Here is a 20,401-nt window from a genome sequence, read left to right on the forward strand (position 1 = left end):
GGGGAGGGGCCCGAGCACACCTATGGGCCCCGTCCCTCTGCCAGATCAGTCGCCGGGGATCTCGGTGGACAGGTCGAACCAGGTTCGTGCCAGCTTGCCGACCTGGGCTTCGCTCAGCGCACCCTGGAAAACCCATACGTCGTCGACCAGACCGGGAAAGTAGCTTTTGGCCGCGCTGCCAGTGCCTTCGCGGCCCACCTGCAAGGAGGTGGCCTTGAAGGCCGTGGTGTTCTCCGCCCATGGCACAAGATCTGTGCAGGAGGAGTCATCGCCGGTGCCATCATCGTCGAGGTCGGTGCAGGCAACTTCGGCGAGGCCACCGTTGACGTAGAGGCGGGCCGTCTTGGCGAAGCCGTCGTAGACGAGGGCGAGATGATTCCACTGGCGGGCGTCGTAGAACTCGCCGTTGTTGGCCTCTACCACGATGGCGTCGGTGGCATTCCTGTCTGCGACCGTCAACTGCCAGCGGCCTGGTTTGTTCTCCGGATCGGCGGCATCGGGCACAAAGCGCACTGTGAAGGCCTTCTGGTTGCTGCCTTCCGCGCTTGCCAGGGCCACCGAACCAGCGGGCATGGCGACAGCCTGCGCCCATGCGGTCAGCGTGAAACTTCCGGAGGTATCGACAGGCACATTGCCGGCGGTGGCGTACGCACTCGTGCCGTTAAGCTCCATCGAGCCGGAGTCGATCCACGCGTTGTCGGATTTGGACGCACCACCGAGCAGGGTGAGGTCGTTCCCGGTCCCGGCGTCGTCTGGGGTGACGACCGGGGAGGTACCGGAGGTCTCCTCGAACTTCCAGCGAGCCTTGACCAGCGGACGCTGTTGGAACATCTGCTGGACCTCTTCGGCGGAAACCGGCCGGTCCAGCATCCGCACATCGTCGACCGTGCCGGGGAAGAAGAACTGCGTCGTTCCGCTGAAGCTTCCCGCGCCGATGTACATCGACTGGTCGGCGTAGAAGGGGCTCGTCTGCGTGGCCGACCCGGCCTTCACTCCGTTCACGTACAGCGTGAGCGTGTTGTCCTGTGTGTCGTGCACTCCGACCAGATGCGCCCACTCACCGGCCCGCGCCTTCGTACCGGAGGGCTGCTGCGCGCGCACGATGGCCGCGGTGGCTGAGTCCGCCGTGTACTGGGCGAATGCCCACTGCTGGGTGGCGGCTGAGTAGTACAGTTCCAGCCCGGGCCGCTCCTTACCGGCCTGCAGCACGACCACGCCGCTCTCCGTCGCCAACCTGTCGAGCTTGGCCCAGGCGGAGACGGTGAAGCTGCGGAACGTGTTCACGTGGGGAGCGCTGGTCTGGCCGACCTTGCCGTATCCGGTAGCGCCGTCGAAGTGGGTGGCCTTCTTTGCGATTCCCGGCTCGCCCGTGGTGACCGTTCCGTGGTAGGTCGCCGGGATCACTCCTCCGTGACCGGCGATCTCGGTGGCGCCGGCCTGCTCGTCCATGGGGAACACCGCGATCGCAGGGGGCCCCGGATCGCCGACGGTCTGCTTCGCATACAGCCGGGCGATCTCGGTGTCGGCGAGCGACCGGCTGAAGATCTGTACTTCATCGATGGCGCCGGGGAAATGATTACCCGGGGCCCCGCTGTAGGAGCCCGCACCCAGTCTCAGACCGCGGCGGGCGTTCCACGGTGTGGACCAGCTCTTCTCGCCGACCAGCTGTCCGTCGACATACAGTCGCAGCAGATCGAGGGTCGCATCGTAGGAGCCGGCCACATGTGTCCACTTGCCCACGGTGATCGGGGCGGGCGTGGGAGCCTTGGCCATAACCGAATTGGCATCAGCGGTGTCCGCGGAATGCTGGTTGAACACCCAGCCGTGGGTCAGGGAGTAGTAGAGCTCGAAGCCAGCCATGATGTTGCCCGGCTGGGTGGCCACTACCGCCGAACGAGCGGGCTGCTGGTCGAACTTGACCCATGAGGAAACGGTAAACCCTTGCATGGAATTGACTGGGGAGAGGTCGGTGTCGGCGTAGCCGTCCGTGCCGTTGAACCTGACCGCCGTCCCCGTGACACCTTCCACCTCGGCGGTCGTGCCGCCCAGCAAATTCAGTTTGCGCGGGGGTGTCGAGCCTCTCGCCTCGCTTGCCCCAGCGCCCTCGTCCAGCTGCCAGGTCGCGCGATCGGGCTGGCCGGCCTTCACGCGATACTGGTAGGTGCGGATCTCGCTGCCGTTGCCCGCCGCGTCGAAAGCCTGCGCGGTGAAGGAGTTGACGCCCGGCTTGGCCGGCAGCACATTGGCGATCCGGGCGGCCCCACCCGAAGTAGTGATCTTGTTCTTCGAGGTCGGGTCACCGTTGATGCCGTACCAGTACGTCGTCACATCGGAGTTGACCCCATCGATGGTGAAGGTCCCGTATTGGCCCACTCCGTCGTACCACGGATCGTTGGGATCCGCCGGATCCGATTCCGGGTACTCACCGGAGCTGACTGTTGGCGCCTTGGGCACACTCGTGTCGTAGACGAAATAGCACGCCGCCGGATCACCAGCGTACGACCACGGGGAGTACTGCGCCCCGTCATAGGCACGGGCGTACCAGTTAACCGTCTTGTTCTGTGGGATCGTCGAGGGCAGGGTAATCGAGAACGTCGAACCCGACGCCTTGAGGGTGGTCCGCGCGGGACTCCATGAACCGCCGTCCCACTTCGCCTGGAACTGCACCGCGACGGTGTCTCCGTCGGGGTCGGTGACGTTGTTCGCGTAGAGCTTGCCGAGCGTCCGGACGCGCGCTGGGGACGACGGGCTCTTGCAGCTACCGCCGTACTCCATCGTCAGCTGCGACGTCCTGATCTGGGACGGCGGACGGTTGTACTTCACCCGCAGGAATGCCTTGTCCGAGAATCGCTTCCACGCGTAGCCGTCGCTCTCGCTGGCCGCCCGCAGGCCGAAGGTCATCGTGGAGTCCCCGTTGTCGGCGGCCGCCTGAACTGCGGACTTCACAGTGAATTCGGCATCGGCCGCGCTGCAGCCCGAGTAGCCGTAAGCAAACGGCTTTGACCCCAGCTGCTTGACCCAGAAACCGGAGGCCTCCTGAGAGTTCCAAGTCGTGGAGGTGGAGATGCCCTTCGTCTGCCACAGCTCCACGCTGCGCGCCGAGCACGAAGCGGACCATGTGTTGCGGACGACGAACTCCGCCGACAAGATCGTCTTGCCGGCGAACGCCGACACTGGGATCCGGTAGAACAGCCGCTTGGTGTCATGCGGCTGGCAGTACGACCAGTTGCAGTAGCCCATTCCCGCATCCGAGTCGCCGTTGAACTTCCACTGCGGAGACGACGCCCAGTACTTCGACGCCATCGTCCACGCTGAGGTGCGCGGCGAGTACCACTGCGGATCGATGAACACCGGGTATGTGGTGTCCTTGCCCTTCAGGACCTCCTCGTCCGGCGTCAGCACCAGCTCGTCCTGTTCGGCGGGAACGTCGACGCCGACCGGTGCCAGTTTGCCGGACTCACCAGCACCCGGCTCGCTGTCCGTGGACACCGTTGTGGCCCGTGCCGACAGCTGCCCGGCCGTCGCCGCACTGTTGCCCGTGCTGGAGTCCCACATCAACGGCTTGGGCGCCTCGAACACAACGCCGTTGGCGCCGGCATCGACCGCTTCGAGACCGCCGGCCGCGGTCTCCTTGACGTCCATGCTTTCAGCGGCCAGCTTCAGCCGCAGCTCGGCCAGTTCAGGGTTCTCGGCGGCCTCCGCCGACTTCACTACCAGCAGCTGGGTAAAGCCGTCCTCCTGCGCGCCCATCCGCAGGTCAACACCGGGAAGCACCTCCCGGTACGTGGCGGTCGCACCGTCCAGCTCAGGCGACGGCAACTCATTGGGCCAGGACAGCGCCAGCTCGCGCCCCGCCTTCGTCATCGACACCAGTGGCTCATCACCGCCGCCGGAGAACTCCAGGTCCACGGTGGTCACCTTCGGGGCGACCGTTCCGTCCGCCGTTCTCTTCAGCTCCGTGTCGACCGGCTTCCAATCACCCCCACCCGGGCGCGGATCGGCCGCAGATACTCTCGCGCCTCCAGGTTCCCGTCCGGGGTCGCGAACACATCACGGCTTTCACCTCGCAGCGAGGCGATCTCCACAGGCTCACCGGAGCGCTTCGCCGCCGCAAGGGCTTCGCTCTCGGAATACGCCCGCGTCTCCGACTCAGCCCCAGGGGCAGGCAACTGCGCGGGTTGCGCCTGCGCTTGGTTGGACCCTGAGGACAGGCTCGCGGCCAGCGCCACGCCGAGCATCACCCCCATCGCCCGGCTGGCGCCCCATCTTCGAAGCCACATCCGTACCACCCCACCCACAGCTGATCTTCAGTTGCAGCGCAAAGGTAGCCGACAAGTGAACGTTGAGTAAGGTCAAAAGATCGGTGCATCAGAAGCAGCCGCTCCAGAAAGACTCCACCTGGGCCTGGACCACTTCGAAGGCCGCACTGGCGCGGCTGGCATCACCACATCACCCTCGTCATCGCCGCCCAGGCTTTCCTCATGCTCCGGCGGCTCGACCCAAAAGCCCAGACGCCGGCCTAACCCTCACCACAAGCAGATCCAGAACCTGACGAAGCACTACTAGCCGCCGTCAGTGCAGCCCCGCCGCCGCGAGGAACTTGCCCACCTTCTCCACCTCGTCCGGCGACAGCGGCACCTGCGGCTCCGCCGTCGCCGGGCAGGCGATGACCCCGCGCAGATGCAGCGCCGCCTTGAAGGCGCCCAGCGCCGAGGAGCTGCCGCCCATCCGGGTGGGGGCGCCGACGCCGACCAGGCCGAACAGGGCGCACAGCCGCTCCTGTTCGGCGCGGGCGCGGTCCCAGTCACCGGCCCGGCACAGCCGGTCGAGCCGGACGTAGCCGTGCGGGTCGACGTTGGCCAGGCCGGGCACCGCCCCGTCCGCGCCCATCGCGAGGGCCGCGTCCACGAGCGTTTCGGAGCCGGTCAGCACGCTGAAGCCCAGGACGCCGTGTGCGTGCAGGCCGGTGATGACCTGACGGAACCCCGCCAGATCCCCGCTGGAGTCCTTCAGCCCGGCCAGCGCACCCTCGGCGGCCAGCTCCACGACCAGCTCGGCCGGGAGCTTGGTGTGCACGGCGGGCGGGATGTCGTAGGCCAGGACGGGGACCGGGGAGGCGGCGGCGACGAGCCGGTAGTGGCGGGCGATCTCCGCCGGGTGGGTGCGGGTGTAGAAGGGCGCGGTGACGACGACGGCGTCCGCGCCCGCCTCGGTGACGGCCGTGACGTGGTCCAGCACGCGCGGGGTCGTCATGTCGATCGCCCCGGCGATCAGCGGGAGCTGCCCGCCGAGGTGACCGGCGACGGTCTCGACGACGAGGGCGCGCTGCCGGTCGGTGAGGTAGGCCGCCTCGGAGGTCGAGCCGAGCACGAACAGCCCGTGCACACCACCGGCCACCAGATGGTCGACGAGCCTGAGCAGCGAGCGGACGTCCACCTCACGTTCCGGTGTCAGGGGCGTGCAGACGGGCGGGATGACACCGGTCAGCGGGGAGGGGAAGGTCATGCGGGCTCCTTTGGTGCCTGAGCCTGGCCGACGAGCTCACGGGTCGACTGGTCCTCTCCCACCGGATGATGGCAGCGGAACCGATGCACAGGGGTGGACGAAACGGAAAATTCAGGCATCAAGTCGGCACACATCCCGTCGGCCTTCCAGCACCGCGTGCGGAACGGGCAGCCGCTCGGCGGGCGGGTCGCCGACGGGACCGGCCCGACCAGCGGGATCGGGTCGATCGGGTCGAGCAGGCCGGGGGTCGCGGAGAACAGGGCGCGGGTGTACGGGTGGCGGGCCCGGTCGGTCACCCGGTCGGCCGGGGCCACCTCCACGATCCGGCCGAGGTACATGGTGATCACCCGGTCGCTCATCCGCCGTACCGTCTGGATGTCGTGCGAGACGAACACCAGCGCCAGGCCCAGCCGCTCCTTCAGGTCCAGCAGCAGGTTGAGGATCTGGGCGCGCACCGACACGTCCAGCGCGCTGGTCGGTTCGTCGGCCACCACCAGCTCGGGGTCGAGGGCGAGCGCGCGGGCGATGGCGACGCGCTGGCGCTGTCCGCCGGAGAGCTGGCCGGGCAGCCCGTCGGCCAGCGCCTTCGGCAGACCGACCAACGCCATCAGCTCCCGCACCCGCTCCTCCCGCCCGGCGGCCGTGCCGCGCCCGTGCACGTCCAGCGGGTCGCGCAGGATCTGCCGTACCGTCAGCCGCCGGTTCAGCGCGGTCGACGGGTCCTGGAAGATCATGCCGGTGTGGCTGCCGATGGCCTTCCGGCGCTCGGCGGGCGGCATCGCCCACAGGTCGCGGCCCTGGAAGGACACCGTCCCCGACGTCGGCGGCTGCACGCCCACCAGCACCTTCGCCAGCGTCGACTTGCCGCAGCCGGACTCGCCGACCACGCCGACCGTCTCGCCGGGCGCGATGGTGAGGGCGGCGCCGGTCAGGGCGTACACCTTGTCCCGGGTGAACACCCCGCCGGTGCGGGCCCTGTGCACGACGTGCACGTCGTCGAGCTCCACCAGCGCTTCCGCCCGTGCGGTCATGTGACGACCTCGCTCTCCGCCTCGCCGGTGTTCACCAGCAGGACCGCCGGATGGTGGCAGGCCGCCGTGTGCGTCGGTGTGCCCAGCAGGTCGGGAGCCGTGGTCCGGCAGACCTCGCTCGCCATCGGGCAGCGGTCCGCGAAACGGCAGCCCGCCGGGAAGTCCGCCGGGGACGGCACGACGCCCTTGATCTGCGTCATCCGCTCCGCCGCCCCCTCCAGCGACAGCACGCTGCCGAGCAGGCCGCGCGTGTAGTGGTGGGCCGGCGCCTCGACCAGGTCGGCGGTCACGCCCGTCTCCACGATCTGCCCGCCGTACATCACCACGACCCGGTCGGTGACGGCCGCGACCAGCGCGAGGTCGTGCGAGACCAGGATCAGTGAGAAGCCCAGCTCCTCGCGCAGCTTCAGCAGCAGTTCCATGATCTGCGCCTGCACGGTCACGTCGAGCGCGGTGGTCGGCTCGTCGGCGACGATCAGCTTCGGGTCGCGGGACAGGGCCATGGCGATCAGCACGCGCTGGCGCTGGCCGCCGGAGAGTTCGTGCGGGTAGCTGCGCAGGGTGCGGTCGGGGTCGAGGCCGACCATGCCGAGCAGTTCGGCGGGACTGCGCCGGCCGCCGCGCCGTACGACCTGCTTGAGCTGGGAGCGGATGGTCATCGCCGGGTTCAGGGAGGACAGGGCGTCCTGGTAGACCATCGCCATCTCGTGGCCGAGCAGCTTGCGGCGCACCCGCATCGGCTCGGCGAGCAGGTCGCGCTGGTGGAAGCGGACCTGGCCGCGCACCCGGGCGGCCTTGGGTTGCAGGCCCATCACGGTGAGCGCGGTGAGCGACTTGCCGCAGCCCGACTCGCCGACCAGGCCGAGCACTTCACCGGCGTGCACCTCGAAGCTGATGCCGTCGACGATGTCCACGCCGTGATGCCGGTCCGGGAAGCCGATGGCGAGGTTCTCGACGGCGAGCACCGGCTGCCCGTCGGGCAGGGGGCGGGCGCGGGAGCGGAGCCTCAGGGCGGCCTCGGCGAGGCCGGGCAGCGGGGTGACCTTGCCGCTGCCGGGCTCGGGGGCCTCCAGGCGGTCCTTGGGCGCCTCCACCTCGCGGGGCGCCGGAGCCGCCCAGGCGTCGGACACGCCCTCCGACAGGATGTTCAGCGACAGCACGGTCACCAGCATCAGCAGCCCGGGGAACACGGTCGCCCACCAGCCGCCGGTCAGCACCATGTTCTTGCCGTCCGCGATGACACTGCCCCACGACGGGTCCGGCGGCCGTACGCCCGCGCCGATGAAGGACAGCGACGCCTCGAAGACGATCGCCTCGGCGACCTGCACGGTGCAGAACACCAGCACCGGGGCGGCGCAGTTGATGGCCACGTGCCTGACGACGATGTGCGGGGTGCGGGCGCCGATGACCCGTTCGGCGGTCACATAGTCCTCGCCGTACTGGTCGAGGATGTTCGCCCGGACGACCCGGGCCACCGGCGGTGTGAACAGGAACGCGATCGCGCAGATCAGCACCACGATCCCGCCGCCGAACACGGCGACCAGCACGGCGGCCAGCGCGATCCCCGGAAACGCCATCACCACGTCCAGGCAGCGCATCAGCGTCTCGTCCACCGCCTTGCGGGAGGTCGCCGCGACCGCCCCGATCACCGAGCCCACCAGCAGCGCGAGCGCGGTCGCGCCGAGCCCGATGGCCAGCGACCAGCGGGCGCCGTACATCAGCCGGCTGAGGATGTCCCGGCCGAGGCTGTCCTGGCCCATCCAGTGCTCGGCGGACGGATGCCCCGTCCCGTCGACGGGCGGCAGCTGCTCCAGCGGGTCGTAGGGCGCGAGCAGCGGCGCGAACACCGCGACCAGCACCACCAGGGCCAGGAAGCAGACGGCGACCTTCGACAGCAGCGGCAGCCGGCGCCAGCCGCGCAGCCGGACGCCGGGTCGGGTCAGGGCCTCGGTGAGGCGCTTGCGGGAGAACATCAGGCGGCATCCCTCAGTCGCGGGTTGACCAGCAGGTAGAGGATGTCGATGACGAGGTTGACGACCACGAACCCGGTCGCCGTGGTCAGGACGACGCCCTGCACGACGGCCGGGTCGCCGTTCTTCACGGCGTCGATCATCAGCTTGCCCATGCCGGGCAGCGAGAAGATCGTCTCGATGACGACCGCGCCGCCGAGCAGATAGCCGACGCGCAGCCCGAGCACGGTCAGCGGGTTGATCAGGGCGTTGCGCAGCACGTTCCGCCCGACCACCACCCTCGGCGGCAGCCCGCTGCCGATCGCGGTGCGGACGTAGTCCTTGTCCAGCTCCTCGACGACCGCCGTGCGCACGATCCGGGTCAGCTGTGCGGCGACCGGCAGCGACAGGGCGAGGGCGGGCAGGGTCATGGTCTTCAGCCAGCCGGTGAAGGAGTCCGCCGGGTTGATGTAGCCGCCGGTCGGAAACCAGCCCAGGTCGACCGCCAGGTACTGGATCATCAGCAGCGCCAGCCAGAAGCCGGGCGCGGCCACGCCGGTCAGGGACACCACCCGGATGATCTGGTCGGGCAGCCGGTCCCGGTAGATCGCGGCGGTCACGCCGCCGAGCAGCGACAGCACCACCGCGATGCCCAGGCCCAGGAAGGTGAGCTGCATGGTGAGCGGCAGCGCCGTCATCACCTGGTCGACGACCTCGCCCCGGGTGAGCGCGCTGGTGCCCATGTCGCCGTGGAGCAGATCGCCGACGAAGGCGACGTAGCGCACCGGCAGCGGGTCGAGCAGGCCGTGCTCCTCGCGGAAGTCGTGCAGTTGCTGGGGCGTCGGATTGGCGCCCTGGAAGAACGCGGACGCCGGGTCCACGTCGGAGAACCGCATCACCAAAAAGACGAACAGCACGATGCCGAGCATCAGCGGTACGAGCAGCAGGACACGGCGGGCCAGGATTCTGACGACGGCGACCACCGGCTAGGCCCACTTGGCCTGGAGGACGTTGATCCCGGGGTACGCCTGTGCCCTTATCCCGGCGAGCGCCCGAGGGTCCCAGGCCGTCATCAGCTCGTTGTGGACGACCGGGTAGAGCACGGCCTGCTCGGCGACGACGTCGACGTAGTCCTGGACCATCGTCTTCTTGCGGTCCGGGTCCGGCTCCCGGGTGGCCCGGTCCATGTCCTTGAAGAGCTGCTTCGCGACCGGGTCGTCGGCCCAGCGGGCGTACTGCATCCAGAGGTTCTCGGGGCCGTGGTTGTAACGCATGATCAGGTCGGCGTCGAGGCCGAACTGGTTGGGGTTCGAGGCCGCGGCGACCACCTGGTAGTCCTGCTTCTGGTCCATCTTGGTGAAGACGGCCGTGGTCTCCTGCGGCGACAGCGTCGTCGCCACGCCGATCGCGTCCCAGGACGACTTGATGGTCGGCAGGCAGTCCACGATCCAGCTGACGTTCACGGCGAGGATGTCGATCCGCAGCCCGCTGACCCCGGCCTCCTTCAGCAGCGCCTTCGCCCGGTCCGGATCGTGGTCGTAGACGGTCTTCGCCCGCCGGTACGACGGATTGGCCTCGTCGAGGAACGACGACGACGGCTTGCCGTGCCCCTTGAGGGCGACCTCGACGATCTTCTCGCTGTCGATGGCGTAGTGCAGCGCCTGCCGCACCCGCACGTCGTCGAACGGCTTGTGCCGGGTGTTGAACATCAGGAACAGGTTGTTCATCCCGGCCCCGCCCGCCACCGTCATCCCGGTGCTCTCCAGCTGGCCGATGTTGGCGTACGGGATGTTGTCCGCGATCTGCGCGCCCGCGCTGCCGCCGGAGATCTTGGCGACGCGGGGCGCGGCGTCGACGATCGTCAGCCAGTTCATCTTCTTGAAGGCGGGCGGGCGCGGGCCGTTGTAGCCGGCGAACGCCTCGAAGGTGGTGTTGGACTTCGGGTGGTGCGCGGTCTGCCGGTACGGCCCCGAACCCACCGCCAGCCCCCTGATCGCGTCGTTCCAGGCGCCGGGCCGGGAGAACACGTGCTTCGGCATGATCTTGGCCAGGGTGAGCCGGGAGACCCCTTCCGGGAAGGGGAACTTCAGCACCAGCTCCACGTTCCGCTCGTCGATCTTCCGTACGTCCTTCAGCCAGGGCTCGAAGAACCCTTTGGCCAGGGTCTGGGTGCCCGGGTCGAGGATCCGGTCGAAGACGAAGACCACGTCGTCGGCGGTGACCGGCCTGCCGTCGTGGAACGTGGCGCCCGGGCGCAGGGTGAACTTCCAGGACGTGGCGGTGAGGTCCGTGGGCACCCTGGTCGCCAGCGCGGGGTACGGCTGCCGGGAGATCGGGTCGGTGTCGAGCAGACCCTCGTAGATGTGGTTGTTGGCGGCCATGCAGAACGCCGACGCCGTCTGCGTCGGGTCCCAGGTGCCGTCGTTCCCGTAGCCGATGACCGCCGTCAGCGTCCGGTTCGGGCCCGAGCCGCCGTCGCCGAGGTCGTTCGTGGACTCGGGGCCCGCCGAACAGGCTGCCAACGACGCCGAGACGGCGCCCGCCGCGCCCAGCGCACCGGAGTACTTCAGGAACGACCGGCGGTGCAGCGCCGGCACGTCGTGGGTCACGTCGCGCACGGGTCCTCCGAAGGGTGGTGGGGAGGCATGACGGGTCTGATGACGAGTCTGATGACTAGTCAGGTGATGAGTCGGATGATGGGGAGATACGACGTCCTACGTCCTGCGGTGAGCGCGACGATAGGAGCGGCCGTGGGGGCGGTCAAGAGATCGCACACGAATGGCGTATCCGCCACAGGTCGCACCAATGACAGCGGGAAATAGCGGGAGTTGGCACAGCTCGGAGCCAGAGGTGGGACGTGGGACGTCCCCGGGGCGTACGATGCGGCGCATGCCCGGGGAGCCGAGGAATCGCCGGATGCAGCGCGCGGTCGTTCAGCTGATCCTCGACCGCGGGCTCCGGTCCGGCACGCCGCTGCCCACCGAGACCGAGCTGATGGCGGCGCTCGGGGCCGGCCGCAACTCCGTCCGCGAGGCCCTCAAGGCGCTCCAGGCGCTCGACATCGTGGAGATCAGACACGGCCACGGCACCTTCGTGGGCCGCGCCTCGCTCACCCCGCTGGTCGACGGCCTCACCTTCCGCGCCCTCGTCCGGCACGCGGACGACGCCGGTGCGACGGCGGAGATCCGCGAGGTGCGTCAGGCGCTGGAGGAGTGGCTGATCCGCCGGGTGGCCGGCACGCTCACCGAGGCGGAGCTGGACCGGCTGGACGGGCTGGTGGACCGGATGGCGGCGGAGGGCCGCGCCGGGCGTCCCGTCGCCGAACTCGACCGCCGGTTCCACCAGTTGCTGTACGCCTCGCTGGGCAACGCGCTCGTGCCCGAGCTGCTCGACGCCTTGTGGACGGTCTGCCACCGGGTCGCCGGTGCCCGTGCCCGCCCGGACGACCCGTCCCCCGAGCTCACCGTTCACCGTCATCGCGCCATCATCACCGCGCTGCGCGCCCGTGACGTGGAGGGCGCGCAGCGCGCGATGGCAGTTCACTTCCGTGGCGGAGAGGGCTGAACGGGGCCCCTTCGGTCGGCGGGAATCGGTTGCCCGGGCGCGGAGAGCGGGTTCGAATGGCCGTATGACGACGGTCGACGGGTGGGACGAGCGGATACCAGGCGTACTCCGGCTGCCCTCGGGCCGCCTGATCCGGGGCCGGGGACTGCGCCACCCCCTCGACCCGGTGGCGCCCGGCCCGTCGTACGGCGTGTACCTCCTCGGCAAGCCGCCCGAGCGCTTCCCCTGGGAGTCCCGCTGGATCCGCTGGCCCGACTTCCGCCTTCCGACGGACCGGGCCGACGCCCGGGCGGTCCTGACCGAGGTCTGGGAGCGGGCCGCCGCCGAGCGCGTCGAGATCGCGTGCGGGGGAGGGCGGGGGCGGACGGGGACGGCGCTGGCCTGTCTGGCGGTCCTGGACGGCGTACCGCCTCAGGAGGCCGTGGCGTACGTCCGGGCGCGCTACGACCGGCGGGCGGTGGAGACGCCGTGGCAGCGGGCGTACGTGCGCCGGTTCGCCGGGCGTTGAGTACCTGCGCTGGGGCAGGCCCCTCGCCATCACCGAGTTCGGCACGTGCGCGTACGAGGGGGCGCCGAGCGCGGGCGGCATGGGCTGGGACGTCGTCGACCACGCAAGGAGCCGCCGGAGATCAAGGGCGAGCCGGTGCGCAGCGAACGCACCCAGGCCGCCTATCTGGTCGACCTGGTGGACGTGTTCGAGTCGATGGGGCTGTACGCGGCGATGGCCTTCGAGTTCGTCACGCCGGACGCCCCGCACCGCCCCGACAGCCGCCGTCAAGGACCGGCCCGACGACCCCGCTCCGACTGGCACTGGGAGCCGAAGCTGGCCTTGCTCGCGCCGGCCCGCCGGTTCGGCCGACGGGCGCGGCCCGTGGCGCGGGGGGACCATGGCTGAGGAGGTGCGCGTATGGAATGGACGCTTGAGGTGATCACCGTGCCGGTCACCGACCTGGACCGCGCCAAGGCCTTCTACGAGGACCAGTGCGGTTTCCGCGCCGACATCGACGCGGCGTTCTACGAGGGCGTCGGCCGTTTCGTCCAGCTCACCCCGCCCGGCTCGCGCTGCTCGATCGTGCTGGAGTCGGGCCTGCCGGACTCGCCGGGCCAGTCCCGGATGGCCCCCGGCGCCCTCCAGGGCCTCCAGCTCTGTGTCACGGACATCGAGGCGGCCAGGGCGGAACTGGTGGGACGCGGCGTCGAGGTGACGCCGGTCCTGCACGTCGGCGCGTCCGGCTGGGCGGAGGGCCGGGGCGAGGAGCGGTGGAATTCCTTCCTCTTCTTCCAGGACCCCGACGGCAACGGCTGGGCGATCCAGGAGGCCCCGACACCTCTCGCCGAACGCTGATGATCCAGCGGCGGTAACGCCGCTCAACGGGGTCGCCACGGAAGGCCCGGTGGGCTTCTGGTGAGTGTAGAGGCAGTGCGTGGTCGGGGAGTCGCAAAGAGTGAAACCCGAAAGGGGCGGGGAACCACCCCGTGAAGCAATCGCGAAAGCGCACTGGAAAAGGCCGGAAGCCGATGAAGTCGAAGAAGCCGCCGAAGCCGCCGATCGGCTCGTACGTCGTGGACACCCGCAGCGGGAAGGTGGGGATCGTCATGGGGCACGAGGGGCCGTACGTGCAGCTGAGAGCCGTCGGCGGCGGGAAGGAGTGGGACTGCGACCCGGAGGCCCTGCGCAACGCCACGGCGGCGGAAAGACTGAGCGCGGCGACCGCGTACGCCAACGCCCGCAGCCGGGGCGAGGTTCCTTGAAGGAGGGGCCGCCCGCGTAGGAGAGAATGGGCCCATGACTCTGTTCCGGGACGACGGCATCGTGCTGCGCACCCAGAAGCTGGGTGAGGCCGACCGGATCATGCTGCGACACTGCGGGGGGCGACCCCCGCACCCCCAGCAGTCCGAAGGCGGTGTGCGATGAGTCTGTTCCGGGACGACGGCATCGTGCTGCGCACCCAGAAGCTCGGTGAGGCCGACCGGATCATCACGTTGCTCACGCGGGGGCACGGGCGGGTGCGGGCCGTGGCTCGGGGGGTGCGGCGGACGAAGTCGAAGTTCGGGGCCCGGCTGGAGCCCTTCTCGCATGTCGACGTGCAGTTCTTCGCGCGGGGCAGTGAGCTGGTCGGGCGCGGGCTGCCGCTCTGCACCCAGAGCGAGACCATCGCTCCGTACGGCGGCGGGATCGTGACCGACTACGCGCGGTACACCGCCGGGACGGCGATGCTGGAGACGGCGGAGCGGTTCACCGACCACGAGGGCGAGCCGGCCGTGCAGCAGTACCTGCTGCTGGTCGGCGCCCTGCGCACGCTCGCCCGCGGCGAGCACGCCCCGCACCTCGTCCTCGACGCCTTCCTGCTGCGCTCCCTCGCCGTCAACGGCTACGCCCCCAGCTTCGGCGACTGCGCGAAGTGCGGAATGCCCGGACCCAACCGATTCTTCTCGGTGGCGTCCGGCGGCTCCGTCTGCGTCGACTGCCGGGTGCCCGGGAGCGTCGTACCCTCACCGCAGACCCTGGAGCTCCTCGGGGCGCTGCTTACGGGAGACTGGGAGACCGCGGACGCGTGCGAGCCGCGGTATGTGCGGGAGGGCAGCGGGCTGGTGTCCGCGTATCTGCACTGGCATCTGGAGCGCGGGCTGCGCTCACTTCGGTACGTGGAAAAGTAAGACCTGAGGAGACGAGAAGCACATGGCCGTACGCGGGTTCCTGGGGCGCCAGCGGCGCGAGTACAAGACGCCGGAGCCGCACCCGTCCGGCGCTCGCGCGCCGAAGCTGCCCGGTGAGCTGGTCCCCGGTCACGTGGCGATCGTCATGGACGGCAACGGACGCTGGGCCAAGGAGCGCGGGCTGCCGCGCACCGAGGGGCACAAGGTCGGCGCCGAGCGGGTGCTGGACGTGCTCCAGGGCGCGATCGAGATGGGCGTCGGCGCGATCTCGCTGTACGCCTTCTCCACCGAGAACTGGAAGCGGTCGCCGGACGAGGTGCGCTTCCTGATGAATTTCAACCGCGACTTCATCCGCAAGACCCGCGACCAGCTCGACGGACTCGGCGTCCGGGTGCGCTGGGTGGGCCGGATGCCCAAGCTGTGGAAGTCGGTCGCCAAGGAGCTCCAGATCGCCCAGGAGCAGACCAAGGACAACGACCGGCTGACCCTGTACTTCTGCATGAACTACGGCGGCCGGGCCGAGATCGCCGACGCGGCACAGGCACTGGCGGAGGACGTGCGGGCCGGGCGTCTGGACCCGTCCAAGGTGACGGAGAAGACCTTCGCGAAGTACCTCTACTACCCGGACATGCCGGACGTCGACCTCTTCCTGCGCCCCAGCGGCGAGCAGCGCACCTCCAACTACCTGCTCTGGCAGAGCGCCTACGCCGAGATGGTCTTCCAGGACGTGCTGTGGCCGGACTTCGACCGCCGCGACCTGTGGCGGGCCTGCGTGGAGTACGCCTCCCGCGACCGCCGCTTCGGCGGCGCGATCCCGAACGAGGAACTCCTGGCCATGGAGGGCAAGAGCACCTCATAGCCGACGGCGCCGCAGTTCCCCCCAGGGGCGCGGGGAACTGCGCGACCGGCCACAACGGCCGGACAGCCCGAAGAGGCCACCGGCCCCCACGACGGCGCTTACGAACCGGTCGAAACCGCGGCGCAGTCCGAACAGGTGCCGAAAATCTCCACCGTGTGCGCCACATTGACAAACCCGTGCTCGGAGGCGATGGCCTCCGCCCACGTCTCCACCGCGGGCCCCTCGACCTCGACCGCCTTGCCGCAGCCCCGGCAGACGAGGTGATGGTGATGCTCGCCGGTGGAGCAGCGGCGGTACACGGACTCGCCGTCGGCGGTGCGCAGGACGTCGACCTCGCCGGCGTCGGCGAGGGACTGCAGGGTGCGGTAGACCGTGGTGAGCCCGACGGCGTCGCCCTTGTGTTTGAGCATGTCGTGCAGTTCCTGCGCGCTGCGGAACTCGTCGACCTCGTCCAGGGCTGCCGCCACAGCGGCACGTTGCCGAGTGGCCCGGCCCTTCACGGGCGGTCCAGCGGTGGTCACCGGTTGCCTCCTTGCCTGAAGCGTCTGCCGGGCCATTGTGCCAGCCCGGACTGCGCGCGGTCAGACGCCGACCTCGTCCGCGGCTCCCCGACTGGCCGGAATCGCACACTCCGCCGGGTCCCCGGAGGGCTGCGCCGCGGCCAGCGCCCGCGCGCGCCGCCGGGCCAGCGGCGCCGCCAGCGCGGTCAGCACGACGAACGCGCCGATGGTCAGCAGCACTATGGTCGCGCCGGGCGGGACGTCCTGGTAGTACGAGGTGACCGTGCCGCCGAGAGTGACGGCCACGCCGATCGCGACGGCGATCGCGAAGGTCGCCGCGAAGCTGCGGGTGAGCTGCTGGGCGGCGGCCACCGGGACCACCATCAGCGCCGACACCAGCAGCAGGCCGACCACTCGCATCGCCACGGTGACCGTCACCGCCGCGGTGATCGCCGTCAGCAGGTTCAGCGCCCGCACCGGCAGCCCCGTCACCCGCGCGAACTCCTCGTCCTGGCTGACCGCGAACAGCTGTCGGCGCAGCCCGACGGTGACCAGCACCACGAAGGCCGCGAGCAGGCAGATCGCGGTGACGTCCGACTCGCTCACCGTGGAGAGCGAGCCGAAGAGGTACGACGTGAGGTTCGCGTTGGAGCCCTTCGGCGCGAGGTTGATGAACATCACGCCGCCGGCCATACCGCCGTAGAAGAGCATGGCGAGGGCGATGTCGCCGCGGGTGCGGCCGAACCAGCGGATCAGCTCCATGAGCACCGCGCCGAGTACGGAGACCAGCGTCGCCATCCACACCGGCGACCAGGAGAGCAGAAAGCCCAGGCCGACGCCGGTCATGGCGACATGGCCGATGCCGTCGCCCATCAGGGCCTGGCGGCGCTGCACGAGGTAGATGCCGATCGCCGGGGCCGTGATGCCGACCAGGACCGCGGCGAGCAGGGCCCGCTGCATGAAGGCGTAGTCGAGGAAATCCATCAGCTGAGCAGTCCCGTGCGGATCGGTTCGGCGTCGGGCGCCGCGTGCGGGTGGACGTGGTCGTGGCCGGGCAGCGCGTGCTGGCCGACCGCCTTCGGGGGCGGGCCGTCGTGCAGCACGCAGCCGTCGCGGAGGACCACAGCGCGGTCGATCAGCGGCTCCAGCGGGCCCAGTTCGTGCAGGACGAGCAGGACCGTCGCGCCGGCGGCGACCTGCTCCCGCAGGGTCCGCGCGAGCACCTCCTGGCTGGCCAGGTCGACGCCCGCCATCGGCTCGTCCATGATCAGCAGCTCGGGTTCGCAGGCGAGGGCGCGGGCGATCAGCACCCGCTGATGCTGGCCCCCGGAGAGGGCGTTGACCGAGTCCTTGGCCCTGTCCGTCATACCGACCAGCTCCAGGGCCCGGCGTACGGCCTCGTGGTCCGCCTTGCGCAGCACGCCGAAGCGGGCCCGCGACAGCCGGCCGGAGGAGACGACCTCCGTCACCGTGGCGGGCACCCCGCCCGCGGCCGTCGTGCGCTGCGGGACGTACCCCACGCGCGCCCAGTCGCGGAACCGGTGTCGCGGCGTCCCGAACAACTCGATCTGCCCGGCGCTCACCGGCACCTGCCCGATGACGCTGCGCACCGCCGTCGACTTGCCCGAGCCGTTCGCGCCGAGCAGCGCGACGACCTCACCGTGGCGCACGGTGAGGTCGATGCCGCGCAGCACGGGCCGCGAGCCCAACTCGGCGCGGATGTCGCGCATCGATATGACGGGCTCTCCCGTGGCGCCCATGGCGTCCTCCGTAACGATCACTTGGCTCCCAGGGCTGTCCGCAGCGCCTTGAGGTTGGACTCCATGACCTGGAAGTAGTCGTCGCCCTTGGACTTGTCGGTGATGCCTTCCAGCGGGTCGAGGACGTCCGTCTTCAGGCCCGCGTCCTTGGCGAGGGTCTTCGCGGTCTTGTCGCTCACCAGTGTCTCGTAGAAGACGGTGGTCACGCCGTCGGCCTTGGCCTCGTCCTGGAGTTCCTTGATCCGGGCGGGGCTGGGCTCACTCTCCGGGTCGAGGCCGGAGATGGCCTCCTGGGTCAGGCCGTAGCGCTCGGCGAGGTAGCCGAAGGCCGCGTGGTTGGTGAAGAAGACCTTGGACTCGGTGTCCTTCAGGCCGTCCGCGTACTCGGTGTTGAGCGCGTCCAGCTTCTTGACCAGGGCCTCGGTGTTCTGCTTGTAGTCGGCCGCGTGGTCCGGGTCGGCCTTCTCGAAGGCCGCGCCGACGCCGCTCGCGACCTCGGCGTACTTCACCGGGTCCAGCCAGACGTGCGGGTCGAGGGCGTGCTCCTCCACCTCGGACTCCGCGTGCGCCTCCTCGCCCTCGCCGGCGTGCTCGTGCTCGACGTCGCCGTGGTCCTCCAGCTTGGTCAGCGTGGCCGCGTCGATCTTCGTCTTGACGTCGGTCTGGGCGACCGCCTCGTCGACGGCGGGCTGGAGGGTCTTGAGGAAGAGGATCGCGTCCGCCTCCTGGAGCTGCGCGGTCTGCTGGGCGCTGATCTCCAGGTCGTGCGGCTCCTGACCGGGCTCGGTCAGGGTGGTGACGTTCACATGGTCCCCGCCGATCTGCTCGGCGAGGAACTGCATCGGGTAGAACGAGGCGACGACGTCGAACTTGTCCGTGTTACCCGCGTTGCCCGCGGTCCCGCTGTCGCTGGAGCAGGCGGAGAGGGCGGTGAGGCTGAGGGTGGCCAGTGCTGCCGCGGGTATCAGGCGGCGTCGTATGTTCATGAGAGTCATTTTCAACAAATCTGGAAACCGTTGTCAACAAAGGTCCGATTCGGTTCTGAGGGGAGCCCGATTTGGTTCAGGGGGAGTCCGCGCCGGTAACCTGAAGCATTCGCTGGAAGCATCTCGCTTCGTCGCCCGTCGTCGTAATGAAGAGAGCACCGTGGCCGCCGACAAGATCGACACCATCGTCAGCCTGAGCAAGCGCCGTGGCTTCGTTTTCCCCTGCAGTGAGATCTACGGCGGCCAGCGTGCCGCCTGGGACTACGGGCCCCTGGGTGTCGAGCTCAAGGAGAACCTCAAGCGCCAGTGGTGGCGCTACATGGTGACGTCGCGCGAGGACGTCGTCGGTATCGACTCGTCCGTCATCCTGGCCCCCGAGGTCTGGGTCGCCTCCGGTCACGTCGCCACCTTCACCGACCCGCTGACCGAGTGCACCTCCTGCCACAAGCGGTTCCGCGCGGACCACCTGGAGGAGGCGTATGAGGAGAAGAAGGGCCGCGTCCCCGAGAACGGCCTCGCCGACATCAACTGCCCGAACTGCGGCACCAAGGGCCAGTTCACCGAGCCCAAGCAGTTCTCCGGCCTGCTGTCGACGCACCTCGGCCCGACGCAGGACTCCGGCTCCATCGCCTACCTGCGGCCCGAGACCGCGCAGGGCATCTTCACCAATTTCGCCCAGGTGCAGACCACCTCGCGCCGCAAGCCGCCGTTCGGCATCGCCCAGATGGGCAAGTCGTTCCGCAACGAGATCACGCCGGGCAACTTCATCTTCCGCACCCGCGAGTTCGAGCAGATGGAGATGGAGTTCTTCGTCAAGCCGGGCGAGGACGAGAAGTGGCACGAGTACTGGATGGAGCAGCGCTGGAACTGGTACACCGGCCTGGGTCTCCGTGAGGAGAACATGCGCTGGTACGAGCACCCGAAGGAGAAGCTCTCCCACTACTCCAAGCGCACCGCCGACATCGAGTACCGCTTCCAGTTCGGCGGCAGCGAGTGGGGCGAGCTGGAGGGTGTCGCCAACCGCACCGACTACGACCTCGCCTCGCACTCCAAGGCCTCCGGTCAGGACCTCTCCTACTTCGACCAGGAGGCCGGCGAGCGCTGGACGCCGTACGTCATCGAGCCCGCGGCCGGTGTCGGCCGGGCGATGCTGGCGTTCCTGCTCGACGCCTACGTCGAGGACGAGGCGCCGAACGCCAAGGGCAAGATGGAGAAGCGGACGGTGCTGCGCCTCGACCACCGCATCGCGCCGGTGAAGGTCGCGGTGCTGCCGCTGTCGCGGAACCCCGAGCTGTCCCCGAAGGCCAAGGGCCTCGCCCAGACGCTGCGCCAGAACTGGAACATCGAGTTCGACGACGCGGGCGCCATCGGCCGCCGCTACCGCCGCCAGGACGAGATCGGCACGCCGTATTGCGTGACGGTCGACTTCGACACCCTTGAGGACAACGCGGTGACCGTGCGTGAGCGCGACACGATGAAGCAGGAGCGTGTGTCTCTCGACCAGATCGAGGGATACCTGGCGTCGCGCCTGATGGGCTGCTAGGTCGGCTGCGGGCGCCGTCGCGGGGGCTGCCGCCCCCGCACCCCCG

At 69.6% G+C, this 20,401-nt stretch carries 17 protein-coding genes and 3 pseudogenes; 10 read left to right on the top strand and 10 right to left on the bottom strand.

Translation table 11 applies throughout. From position 1 onward, the window contains the following. Nucleotides 1–45 precede the first annotated feature (45 nt). Nucleotides 46–4,238 (bottom strand): annotated as a pseudogene (locus tag I2W78_RS26930) (LamG-like jellyroll fold domain-containing protein). A gap of 160 nt (nt 4,239–4,398) precedes the next feature. Between I2W78_RS26930 and I2W78_RS26935 the strand changes: the two are divergent. After that, nucleotides 4,399–4,523 (top strand): annotated as a pseudogene (locus tag I2W78_RS26935) (IS701 family transposase); the annotation flags it as partial. Between the two features lie 49 nt (nt 4,524–4,572). On the opposite strand, the gene I2W78_RS26940 reads toward I2W78_RS26935, so the two are convergent. From I2W78_RS26940 to I2W78_RS26960, 5 genes are read right to left on the bottom strand one after another with little or no spacing between them, the layout of a single operon-like run. Continuing rightward, the gene (locus tag I2W78_RS26940; protein WP_196462835.1) at nt 4,573–5,505 is read right to left on the bottom strand and encodes a dihydrodipicolinate synthase family protein; all 933 of its coding nucleotides are present in this window, start codon (nt 5,503–5,505) and stop codon (nt 4,573–4,575) included. Then, nucleotides 5,502–6,536 carry an oligopeptide/dipeptide ABC transporter ATP-binding protein gene (locus tag I2W78_RS26945; protein WP_196462836.1) on the bottom strand — a complete coding sequence of 345 codons (1,035 nt, stop codon included), beginning with the start codon at nt 6,534–6,536 and terminating at the stop codon, nt 5,502–5,504. The genes I2W78_RS26940 and I2W78_RS26945 overlap by 4 nt, the downstream gene beginning before the upstream one ends. Further along, complete coding sequence (locus I2W78_RS26950; protein WP_196462837.1) at nt 6,533–8,509, bottom strand: dipeptide/oligopeptide/nickel ABC transporter permease/ATP-binding protein; 1,977 nt, start codon at nt 8,507–8,509, stop codon at nt 6,533–6,535. The genes I2W78_RS26945 and I2W78_RS26950 overlap by 4 nt, the downstream gene beginning before the upstream one ends. Then, nucleotides 8,509–9,468 (bottom strand): ABC transporter permease, encoded by a 960-nt coding sequence (locus I2W78_RS26955; RefSeq protein ID WP_196462838.1) that lies wholly within the window; start codon nt 9,466–9,468, stop codon nt 8,509–8,511. Before I2W78_RS26955 ends, I2W78_RS26950 begins: the two co-directional genes overlap by 1 nt. A gap of 3 nt (nt 9,469–9,471) precedes the next feature. Beyond that, a complete protein-coding gene (locus I2W78_RS26960) occupies nt 9,472–11,103 on the bottom strand; it encodes an ABC transporter substrate-binding protein (RefSeq protein WP_196462839.1) in 1,632 nt (543 codons plus the stop codon). A 262-nt stretch (nt 11,104–11,365) separates the two neighbouring features. On the opposite strand from I2W78_RS26960, the gene I2W78_RS26965 reads away from it, so the two are divergent. The 8 genes and pseudogenes from I2W78_RS26965 (at nt 11,366) to I2W78_RS27000 (ending at nt 15,566) form a co-directional block, all read left to right on the top strand. Further along, nucleotides 11,366–12,049, top strand: a complete 684-nt coding sequence (locus I2W78_RS26965) for a FadR/GntR family transcriptional regulator (protein WP_374222704.1) — start codon at nt 11,366–11,368, stop codon at nt 12,047–12,049. A 64-nt stretch (nt 12,050–12,113) separates the two neighbouring features. Continuing rightward, complete coding sequence (locus I2W78_RS26970) at nt 12,114–12,557, top strand: protein-tyrosine phosphatase family protein (RefSeq protein WP_196462841.1); 444 nt, start codon at nt 12,114–12,116, stop codon at nt 12,555–12,557. Between the two features lies 1 nt (nt 12,558). Then, a pseudogene (locus tag I2W78_RS26975) lies at nt 12,559–12,944 on the top strand (abortive phage infection protein); the annotation flags it as partial. Between the two features lie 12 nt (nt 12,945–12,956). Continuing rightward, nucleotides 12,957–13,394, top strand: a complete 438-nt coding sequence (locus tag I2W78_RS26980) for a VOC family protein (protein WP_196462842.1) — start codon at nt 12,957–12,959, stop codon at nt 13,392–13,394. Between the two features lie 173 nt (nt 13,395–13,567). Then, on the top strand, nt 13,568–13,801 hold the full coding sequence (locus tag I2W78_RS26985) for a hypothetical protein (protein ID WP_141310573.1): 234 nt from the start codon (nt 13,568–13,570) through the stop codon (nt 13,799–13,801). Between the two features lie 34 nt (nt 13,802–13,835). After that, nucleotides 13,836–13,964 carry a recombination protein O N-terminal domain-containing protein gene (locus I2W78_RS40750; RefSeq protein WP_230885604.1) on the top strand — a complete coding sequence of 43 codons (129 nt, stop codon included), beginning with the start codon at nt 13,836–13,838 and terminating at the stop codon, nt 13,962–13,964. After that, on the top strand, nt 13,961–14,707 hold the full coding sequence (gene recO, locus I2W78_RS26995; protein ID WP_196462843.1) for a DNA repair protein RecO: 747 nt from the start codon (nt 13,961–13,963) through the stop codon (nt 14,705–14,707). Before I2W78_RS40750 ends, recO begins: the two co-directional genes overlap by 4 nt. Before the next feature lie 22 nt (nt 14,708–14,729). Next, nucleotides 14,730–15,566, top strand: coding sequence for an isoprenyl transferase (locus tag I2W78_RS27000; protein WP_196462844.1), 837 nt, complete (start codon nt 14,730–14,732; stop codon nt 15,564–15,566). A 98-nt stretch (nt 15,567–15,664) separates the two neighbouring features. Here I2W78_RS27000 and I2W78_RS27005 read toward each other — a convergent pair whose 3' ends face one another. From I2W78_RS27005 to I2W78_RS27020, 4 genes are read right to left on the bottom strand one after another with little or no spacing between them, the layout of a single operon-like run. Continuing rightward, the gene (locus tag I2W78_RS27005) at nt 15,665–16,087 is read right to left on the bottom strand and encodes a Fur family transcriptional regulator (protein WP_196462845.1); all 423 of its coding nucleotides are present in this window, start codon (nt 16,085–16,087) and stop codon (nt 15,665–15,667) included. A gap of 60 nt (nt 16,088–16,147) precedes the next feature. Next, on the bottom strand, nt 16,148–17,050 hold the full coding sequence (locus tag I2W78_RS27010) for a metal ABC transporter permease (protein ID WP_196462846.1): 903 nt from the start codon (nt 17,048–17,050) through the stop codon (nt 16,148–16,150). Further along, the gene (locus I2W78_RS27015) at nt 17,050–17,826 is read right to left on the bottom strand and encodes a metal ABC transporter ATP-binding protein (protein ID WP_196462847.1); all 777 of its coding nucleotides are present in this window, start codon (nt 17,824–17,826) and stop codon (nt 17,050–17,052) included. The genes I2W78_RS27010 and I2W78_RS27015 overlap by 1 nt, the downstream gene beginning before the upstream one ends. 17 nt (nt 17,827–17,843) lie before the next feature. Continuing rightward, nucleotides 17,844–18,812, bottom strand: a complete 969-nt coding sequence (locus I2W78_RS27020) for a zinc ABC transporter substrate-binding protein (RefSeq protein ID WP_196462848.1) — start codon at nt 18,810–18,812, stop codon at nt 17,844–17,846. 160 nt (nt 18,813–18,972) lie between these two features. Here I2W78_RS27020 and I2W78_RS27025 point away from each other — a divergent pair, with 160 nt between their 5' ends. Then, the gene (locus I2W78_RS27025) at nt 18,973–20,355 is read left to right on the top strand and encodes a glycine--tRNA ligase (protein WP_196462849.1); all 1,383 of its coding nucleotides are present in this window, start codon (nt 18,973–18,975) and stop codon (nt 20,353–20,355) included. Nucleotides 20,356–20,401: the final 46 nt, after the last annotated feature.

The sequence above is a fragment of the Streptomyces spinoverrucosus genome (genome assembly GCF_015712165.1).
GTDB lineage: Bacteria > Actinomycetota > Actinomycetes > Streptomycetales > Streptomycetaceae > Streptomyces > Streptomyces spinoverrucosus_A.

Excerpts from the sequence above, each read along its gene's own strand:
- I2W78_RS26985 (WP_141310573.1), top strand. The coding sequence starts at position 13,568 with ATGAAGTCGAAGAAGCCGCCGAAGCCGCCGATCGGCTCGTACGTCGTG.
- recO (WP_196462843.1), top strand. The coding sequence starts at position 13,961 with ATGAGTCTGTTCCGGGACGACGGCATCGTGCTGCGCACCCAGAAGCTC.
- I2W78_RS26940 (WP_196462835.1), bottom strand. The coding sequence starts at position 5,505 with ATGACCTTCCCCTCCCCGCTGACCGGTGTCATCCCGCCCGTCTGCACG.
- I2W78_RS26965 (WP_374222704.1), top strand. The coding sequence starts at position 11,366 with ATGCGGCGCATGCCCGGGGAGCCGAGGAATCGCCGGATGCAGCGCGCG.
- I2W78_RS27020 (WP_196462848.1), bottom strand. The coding sequence starts at position 18,812 with ATGAACATACGACGCCGCCTGATACCCGCGGCAGCACTGGCCACCCTC.
- I2W78_RS26980 (WP_196462842.1), top strand. The coding sequence starts at position 12,957 with ATGGAATGGACGCTTGAGGTGATCACCGTGCCGGTCACCGACCTGGAC.
- I2W78_RS40750 (WP_230885604.1), top strand. The coding sequence starts at position 13,836 with ATGACTCTGTTCCGGGACGACGGCATCGTGCTGCGCACCCAGAAGCTG.
- I2W78_RS26950 (WP_196462837.1), bottom strand. The coding sequence starts at position 8,509 with ATGTTCTCCCGCAAGCGCCTCACCGAGGCCCTGACCCGACCCGGCGTC.
- I2W78_RS26970 (WP_196462841.1), top strand. The coding sequence starts at position 12,114 with ATGACGACGGTCGACGGGTGGGACGAGCGGATACCAGGCGTACTCCGG.
- I2W78_RS27015 (WP_196462847.1), bottom strand. The coding sequence starts at position 17,826 with ATGGGCGCCACGGGAGAGCCCGTCATATCGATGCGCGACATCCGCGCC.
- I2W78_RS27000 (WP_196462844.1), top strand. The coding sequence starts at position 14,730 with ATGGCCGTACGCGGGTTCCTGGGGCGCCAGCGGCGCGAGTACAAGACG.
- I2W78_RS26945 (WP_196462836.1), bottom strand. The coding sequence starts at position 6,536 with ATGACCGCACGGGCGGAAGCGCTGGTGGAGCTCGACGACGTGCACGTC.
- I2W78_RS27010 (WP_196462846.1), bottom strand. The coding sequence starts at position 17,050 with ATGGATTTCCTCGACTACGCCTTCATGCAGCGGGCCCTGCTCGCCGCG.